Origin of the sequence: Flavobacterium sp. Arc3 (assembly GCF_041431375.1) — a bacterium.
Classification (GTDB): Bacteria; Bacteroidota; Bacteroidia; order Flavobacteriales; family Flavobacteriaceae; genus Flavobacterium.
Genome location: NZ_JASMRI010000021.1, coordinates 78,447 through 85,331, shown reverse-complemented (window position 1 = coordinate 85,331; position 6,885 = coordinate 78,447). Strand labels below are relative to the sequence as shown.

Sequence of the window (6,885 nt, the reverse complement as noted above, 5' to 3'; positions counted from 1 at the left end):
ACTTAAATGTCCTTTCTTTTGAAAAAATTATCCTATCTTTTTTCCTGAGAGTTGCATTAATTAATTGAATCTAGTGTTTTAAAAAACTTTGGCATTCAAAATTAGGTATTGAATGTTCATCAATCAAGCAAATCAGCTCTTATTTTTAAATAAACAAAGTCAAAATGGTTAGAACAATTACTGCGAGCACGACTCCTCGCGCAATACCATCTTTGTTTAATTTTAATAAAATAGCAAAGATAATAAGGTCTAGAATAGACCCCAACGTAATTAATTTACCCAATGCCCCTTGTGATTTTATAATTTGTATTCCTGTTGTGAAAGTATAAGGGGTAAATAAGATTATGAAAATAAATATACCTAGTAGAGATCCAATAATTCCAAGCAAAAATCCTTTTAACAATGCTATTTTATTCATTCCACTTCCAGGTATTAAGTTCTTGTGTTGCATGATATGCTGTTAAGTCAAACTGAACGGGTACTACAGAGATGTATCCGTTATTAAGGGCCCACTCATCTGTATCTTCTCCTTTGTCTTGGTTTACAAATTCTCCGGCAAGCCAATAGTAATTTCGTCCTTGTGGTGTCTGTCTTTTGTCAAATTTTTCTACCCAAAGCGCTTTTGCCTGACGGCATATTTTGATTCCTTTAATGTTTTCCTTTGTTAATTTTGGAAAATTAACGTTTAATACTACTCCTTGGGGTAAACTATTCTCTAAAACTTCTAAGGTTATTTTTCGAATAAAAGGTTTCATAGTCTCAAAATCGGCATTCCAGTTGAAGTCTAGCAGGGAGAAACCTATTGCTGGAATCCCTTCGATTCCTGCCTCGACGGCGGCACTCATTGTTCCGGAATAAATAACGTTTATGGAAGAATTAGAACCATGATTTACTCCAGAGACACATAAATCTGGTTTTCTTTTCAAGATTTCATTTACCGCTAATTTTACGCAATCTACTGGTGTTCCAGAACAGCTGTATTCTTGAATAGCATCATTTTCTTTCGAAATTTTATCTAAAAACAAGGTGCTATTTGTAGTTATTGCATGGCCCATACCGCTTTGGGGCTTGTCTGGCGCGACAACTAAAACGTCCCCTAGTTCTGCCATAACAGCAATTAATGCTCGCAGTCCAGGAGCCGATACACCATCGTCGTTCGTTATTAAGATTAAAGGTCTTTTTGTATCCATGTTTTTATGTTTATTATGCTGTAATTCATAGTTTGAAAGCAAAATGGATTAGGCAGATTTATATAGTCGAAACAAAGGAAACAAAATTTATTAACTTGGCGGATTAAAGCAAAACAAAAAAACAATTTTATATCTTTAACAAAAATTTATGGAGCACTTGCAGGTGGTGGCATAGTTTTTACCGTACATTAGTTTAAAAATTTGGATGAATATTATTCTTAGCTTTATGAAAAGAAATTATAAGATATTAATTGCAATTGTTCTTATTTCAGCAACATTATTTGCATTTAATTTAAAATCAGGGGTTGATTCAAATCCTGATAAAGATAAACTATTATTAGAATTGTTAACTTTTGTTCTTGAAAAAGGACATTATAGTCCAGCAACTATAGATGATGCTTTCTCAAAAGGTGTCTACAAAGACTATGTTCAGGCGTTGGATCCTTCAAAACGATTTTTCCTACAATCTGATATTGATGAGTTTTCAAAATACGAAACGCAGCTGGATGATGAATTGATTAATAAAGATTTGACTTTTTTCAATCTGACCTATGATCGTTTGATGAAAAGAATGGAAGAAAGTAAAAGTATCTATATAGGAATTATGGATGTGCCTTTTGACTATTCTATTGATGAGAGTTTTGATACGGATTATGACAAAGCAGCTTATGCGAAAAATACTGCCGAACTTACTGAAAGATGGAGAAAGCAAATCAAATTGTCTACGCTATCTTCTTTAACAGAGCGTTTGAGAGTTCAAGAAAACAAGAGTAAAGGTATTAATGCAGTAGATGCTTCTAAAGAAGCGGATGATGTAACGGATGAGAAGGTAGTTAAATTAAAGACTGATGATGCAGAGGATAATGGTAAGGTTAAAACGTATGCTGAATTAGAAAAAGAAACGCGTGAAAGTGCTAAAAAATCATTAGATGAATACTTTGGTTTCATGAATGATTTAGATAGAGATGATTGGTTTTCAGTTTATATTAACTCCATCACAGCAGGTTTTGATCCACATACAAATTATTTTGCGCCAGAAGAAAAAGAACGTTTTGATGTAAGTATCAGTGGAAAATTAGAAGGGATTGGAGCACGTCTTCAAAAGAAAAATGATTTTACTGAGATTTCTGAATTGATTTCAGGTGGTCCGGCTTGGAGAGGAAAAGAACTTGAAGCAGGAGACTTAGTAATGAAAGTAGCTCAAGGAACTGCAATGGCAGTTGATGTTGTAGGAATGCGACTTGATGACGTTGTTAAAAAAATAAAGGGACCTAAGGGAACTGAAGTTCGTCTTACTGTGAAAAAAGTTGATGGTACAGTTAAAATTATATCTATAATTAGAGATGTCGTTGAGATTGAAGAAACCTATGCTAAGTCTAGTGTGGTTACGAAAAATGGTTTGAAATATGGGGTTATTTATTTGCCTAAATTCTATATTGATTTTGAAAACAAAGATGGTAGAGATGCTGGAAAAGACATTGCTCTCGAAGTAGAGAGATTGAAAGCTGCCCAAGTAGATGGTATAGTATTAGATGTTCGTGATGATGGGGGTGGTTCGTTGTCTACTGTTGTGGATATCGCAGGATTGTTCATCGAGCAAGGTCCTATTGTTCAAATTAAATCAGCAGGAAGAAAGAAAGAAGTGTTATTTGATCGTGATAAAAAGATTGAGTGGGATGGCCCCTTAGTAATTATGGTTAACAGTTTCTCTGCTTCAGCTTCAGAAATTTTAGCTGCCGCGATTCAGGATTATAAAAGGGGAGTTATCATTGGTAGTAAACAAACTTATGGTAAAGGAACGGTACAAAATGTTATCGATTTAAATCAATTTGTGCGAAATAGTGAAGTTGGTGATTTGGGGGCATTGAAAACAACAACTCAAAAATTTTATAGAATAAACGGTGGTTCAACTCAATTAGAAGGAGTGAGTAGCGACATTGTGATGCCGGATAGATATGCTTATTTAAAAATGGGAGAAAGAGATGTTGAGCACGCTATGCCTTGGGATAAGATCGATGCAGCTCCATACACAGTGTGGGATAAAACAGCTAATTTCAACAAAGCTATTTTAAATAGTAAAGAAAGAATTGCCCATAATGAGCAATTTAAATTAATCGAGGATAATGCTAAATGGATCGATAGTCGTAGTAACGAAAATACGTACAGCTTAAACATGGAGAAGTTTAAAATTGCGCAAAATGCAATTGAAGAAAAAGCTAAAAAATACAAGCCTATTTCGCAGTATAAAAATTCATTACAATTTTCTTCTTTGCCATATGAAGTTGCTGAGACTAGTAAGGATAGTATTTTAAGAGAGAAAAGAGAGAGGTGGCATGAAAGTCTGTCTAAAGATATTTATGTTGAAGAGGCATTAAATGTTTTAGATGATTTGCAAAACAAAGTGATTTTAAAAAAGACAATTCCCTCAAAAATTAAAAAAGAAAAACTAGCTAAGTCATAAGTGTAGCCCTCTTTAAATGAATAATACAACACAATCATTAACTGCAATTGCGCTCCATAAATTCAAAAAGAATTTTTGGGGCGTTTTTAGTTTTACGTTTATCGTAATCTTACTTTTCGTTTCCATTTTTGCTTATGTTTTGGCACCTGATAATTCAGAAAACGCAAACCAGATGCATTTGTCAATTCATTCTAAACCGCCAGGTTTTAATGTGACTTTGTTGTCTATTCCGTTAGATGTGAAACCAAAGACTACTGTAGAAAATTATTTCTTGGGCTTTCCCAATAGTGTGACTGAAGTTGCTATTGAAAGTTATAAGGTAGTTGGGAATACTATTGTATATGTGGAGTATAACGATGAGCCATCTTTAAAAATGGTTAAAGAGATTGATCTAAGTTCATTCGCGGGACAAAGTGCAATTGAGTCTGTTGAACAGAATTTTATTAAGAAAAGAACTTTTTATCTCGGTACTGATAAATATGGTCGCGACTTGCTTAGTAGAATGTTAATAGGTTCGAGAGTTTCAATTTCAATTGGTATTGTAGCTGTCTTAATTTCTTTAATTGTTGGTATCTTTTTTGGAGCAATAGGAGGTTATTTTGGCGGAAAAGTAGATGCATTAATTATGTGGTTGGTCAATATTATCTGGTCAATACCTACACTTCTTTTAGTAATTGCGATTACGTTAGCATTGGGAAAAGGATTTTGGCAGGTTTTTGTGGCGGTTGGATTAACGATGTGGGTTGAAGTGGCGCGTGTTGTACGTGGTCAGGTGATAAGTGTTAAAGAAATGCAATATGTTACTGCGGCTAGAGCTTTAGGTTTTGGAGATTTCCGAATTATATTTAATCATATATTGCCCAATATTATGGCGCCAGTGATTGTAATTTCTGCGGCTAATTTTGCTTCAGCAATTTTAGTGGAGAGTGGTCTAAGTTTTTTGGGGTTAGGTGCGCAACCACCAATTCCTAGTTGGGGGAGTATCATAAAAGACCATTATAGCTATATTATTTTGGGGAAACCCTATTTAGCGATGGTGCCTGGAGTCGCGATTATGTTGTTAACACTAGCATTTATGATGATGGGGAATGCCTTACGTGACGCCTTGGATGTTAAGGAGTAATAATTAAAATTATTGTAAATGAAGTATTCGAAGGTGGTCATGTTTTCAATAGTAAGTTTGACTCTTTTATCGTCTTGTAAAAAAGATTTTGAAAATGCAAGGGTCGTTACTAAGGATAAGATCGCTGATACTTTGACAATAAAAGAAATGGTAGCGGAATCTAATCTTGTATTCGACTATTTACCAGCAACCACGTCAAATGAAATCGTGCGACATAAGTACTAGTCTATCCTATAATGAGATGGCAGAACAGGCAGAATGGTTGGCGTATGAATTAAAGAAAGAGTATGTTGCCAATAGTGATTTTAAAAGACCGTACTTTATTGAAGATCATAAAGGTAAAAGTACTTCTGCTGACTGGAGGAATTATAAAAATTCAGGATATGACAAAGGCCATCTTTGTCCCGCAGGAGATATGCAGTCTGATAAAGATACGTACAATGACACCTTTTACAATTCTAATATTTCTCCTCAAAACCATGAGTTTAATGGTGGGTTTTGGAACCGATTAGAACAGAAAGTTCGTTATTGGGCGGTTAGATATGATGGTGTTTATGTTGTGACTGGGTGTGTTTTCAAGAATTTCTCTAAAACTATAGGCAAAGAGAAAGTGGTTGTGCCTGATTCTTCTTATAAAATAGTATTAAATAAGTCTAATGGTAATTATAAAATGATTGCTTTCTTAGTTCCTAATGAGCGAACAGAAAAGCCACTATATAATTTGTGGTTTCTGTAGATAAAATTGAACAACTAACCGGAATCGATTTCTTCCTGAAACTAGATGACAAATTAGAAAACAGCCTAGAGAAAAGTTGCGATTATAGTGCTTGGATTTTTAATTAAGTTATAAGTTTTAGTAGTTGAGGCTACCATTCGTTTACTTTATTGGCATCCATTTTAAGGAATATAAACAGTAATATTGTGAATCCCCAAAGTCCGGAACCTCCATAAGAAAAGAAAGGTAACGGAACTCCAATTGTAGGGAAAATACCAACAACCATTGCGATATTGACAAAGAAGTGAGTGAATAAAATACCCGCTACGCAATAGCCGTAAACCCTACTAAATTTTGTTTTTTGTCTTTCGGCCAAATAGATAACTCTAAGAAATAAGCTTACAAAAAGAGCGATTACTACAAAAGATCCCACAAAACCCCATTCTTCACCAACGGTCGTAAAGATATAATCCGTATGTTGTTCTGGGACAAATCCTCCTTTGGTCTGAGTTCCTTCAAGGAAGCCTCTTCCTAACCATCCTCCAGAACCAATAGCAATCTCCGATTGATTGGTATTGTATCCAATTCCTTTTAAGTCTACAGTTTTACCTAATAAGATATTAAAACGATCCCTATGGTGTTGTTTAAATACATTTTGAAAAACGTAATTAACAGACAATACAAAACCAGAAATTAAAACAAAAAGAATACTGCTTAAAACAATATTTCGGTCTCCTAATCTCGATTTAAAATAGACAATTAAGATTACCGCTAATGCCAATAATATTACATATTGTGGCTGTAAAACTAAAGTTAACACGAATAAAAGGATGGTAATAAACCCAGTCCATACGTACCATGAAGGTAACCCTTCGCGATATAGAACAATGATAAAGATGCTATAGATAAGTGCACTACCAGGGTCTGGCTGCGGTAATATAAGGAGAACGGGTAAAAACACAATCGCAAGCGCTTGTATTTGACGGTTTACTTCCTTTAAATTAATTTGTGAATCGCTTAAGAATTTTGCTAAAGCTAATGAGGTCGCTGCTTTTGCAAATTCAGAAGGTTGCAATGTGAAGCTTCCTATCGCATACCAGCATCGTTGTCCTGCGATGGTTTTTCCAAATAAAAATAGACCTGCTAATGATAATAATGAGACACCAAAGATAATACTCGCGTATTTTTCATAAAACTTACCGTCAATTGCAAGTAGTATGAAAATTAAAGGAATGGTCAATACAATGAATATAAGTTGTTTCTGGTATGTGTCTTCTATAGAGGACAAGGAAGAGGAGTAGATGTTTAACCAACCCATAATCACAAGTGCACTATAAATTAATATACATGTCCAGTCAAGATTTTTCTTTATGCTCTGATTTTTCATTTGAAATGA

7 protein-coding genes are annotated in these 6,885 nt (G+C 34.4%); 4 read left to right on the top strand and 3 right to left on the bottom strand.

All coding sequences use genetic code 11. The annotated features are described in order from the left end of the window. Positions 1-145: 145 nt before the first annotated feature. Both QO200_RS14870 and surE read right to left on the bottom strand, forming a co-directional pair. Complete coding sequence (locus QO200_RS14870) at positions 146-451, bottom strand: hypothetical protein (protein ID WP_371541446.1); 306 nt, start codon at positions 449-451, stop codon at positions 146-148. After that, positions 411-1,190, bottom strand: coding sequence for a 5'/3'-nucleotidase SurE (gene surE / locus QO200_RS14865; RefSeq protein WP_371541443.1), 780 nt, complete (start codon positions 1,188-1,190; stop codon positions 411-413). The genes QO200_RS14870 and surE overlap by 41 nt, the downstream gene beginning before the upstream one ends. Positions 1,191-1,395: 205 nt before the next feature. On the opposite strand from surE, the gene QO200_RS14860 reads away from it, so the two are divergent. From QO200_RS14860 to QO200_RS14845, 4 genes are read left to right on the top strand one after another with little or no spacing between them, the layout of a single operon-like run. Continuing rightward, positions 1,396-3,651, top strand: a complete 2,256-nt coding sequence (locus tag QO200_RS14860; RefSeq protein ID WP_371541441.1) for a carboxy terminal-processing peptidase — start codon at positions 1,396-1,398, stop codon at positions 3,649-3,651. A 16-nt stretch (positions 3,652-3,667) separates the two neighbouring features. Then, a complete protein-coding gene (locus QO200_RS14855; protein ID WP_371541438.1) occupies positions 3,668-4,774 on the top strand; it encodes an ABC transporter permease in 1,107 nt (368 codons plus the stop codon). Between the two features lie 18 nt (positions 4,775-4,792). Further along, a complete protein-coding gene (locus QO200_RS14850) occupies positions 4,793-4,999 on the top strand; it encodes a hypothetical protein (RefSeq protein WP_371541435.1) in 207 nt (68 codons plus the stop codon). Beyond that, positions 4,974-5,510: a DNA/RNA non-specific endonuclease gene (locus tag QO200_RS14845; protein ID WP_371541432.1), complete on the top strand. Its 537-nt coding sequence runs from the start codon at positions 4,974-4,976 to the stop codon at positions 5,508-5,510. Before QO200_RS14850 ends, QO200_RS14845 begins: the two co-directional genes overlap by 26 nt. Before the next feature lie 130 nt (positions 5,511-5,640). On the opposite strand, the gene rodA is transcribed toward QO200_RS14845, so the two are convergent. After that, on the bottom strand, positions 5,641-6,876 hold the full coding sequence (gene rodA / locus QO200_RS14840) for a rod shape-determining protein RodA (protein ID WP_371541430.1): 1,236 nt from the start codon (positions 6,874-6,876) through the stop codon (positions 5,641-5,643). Positions 6,877-6,885: the final 9 nt, after the last annotated feature.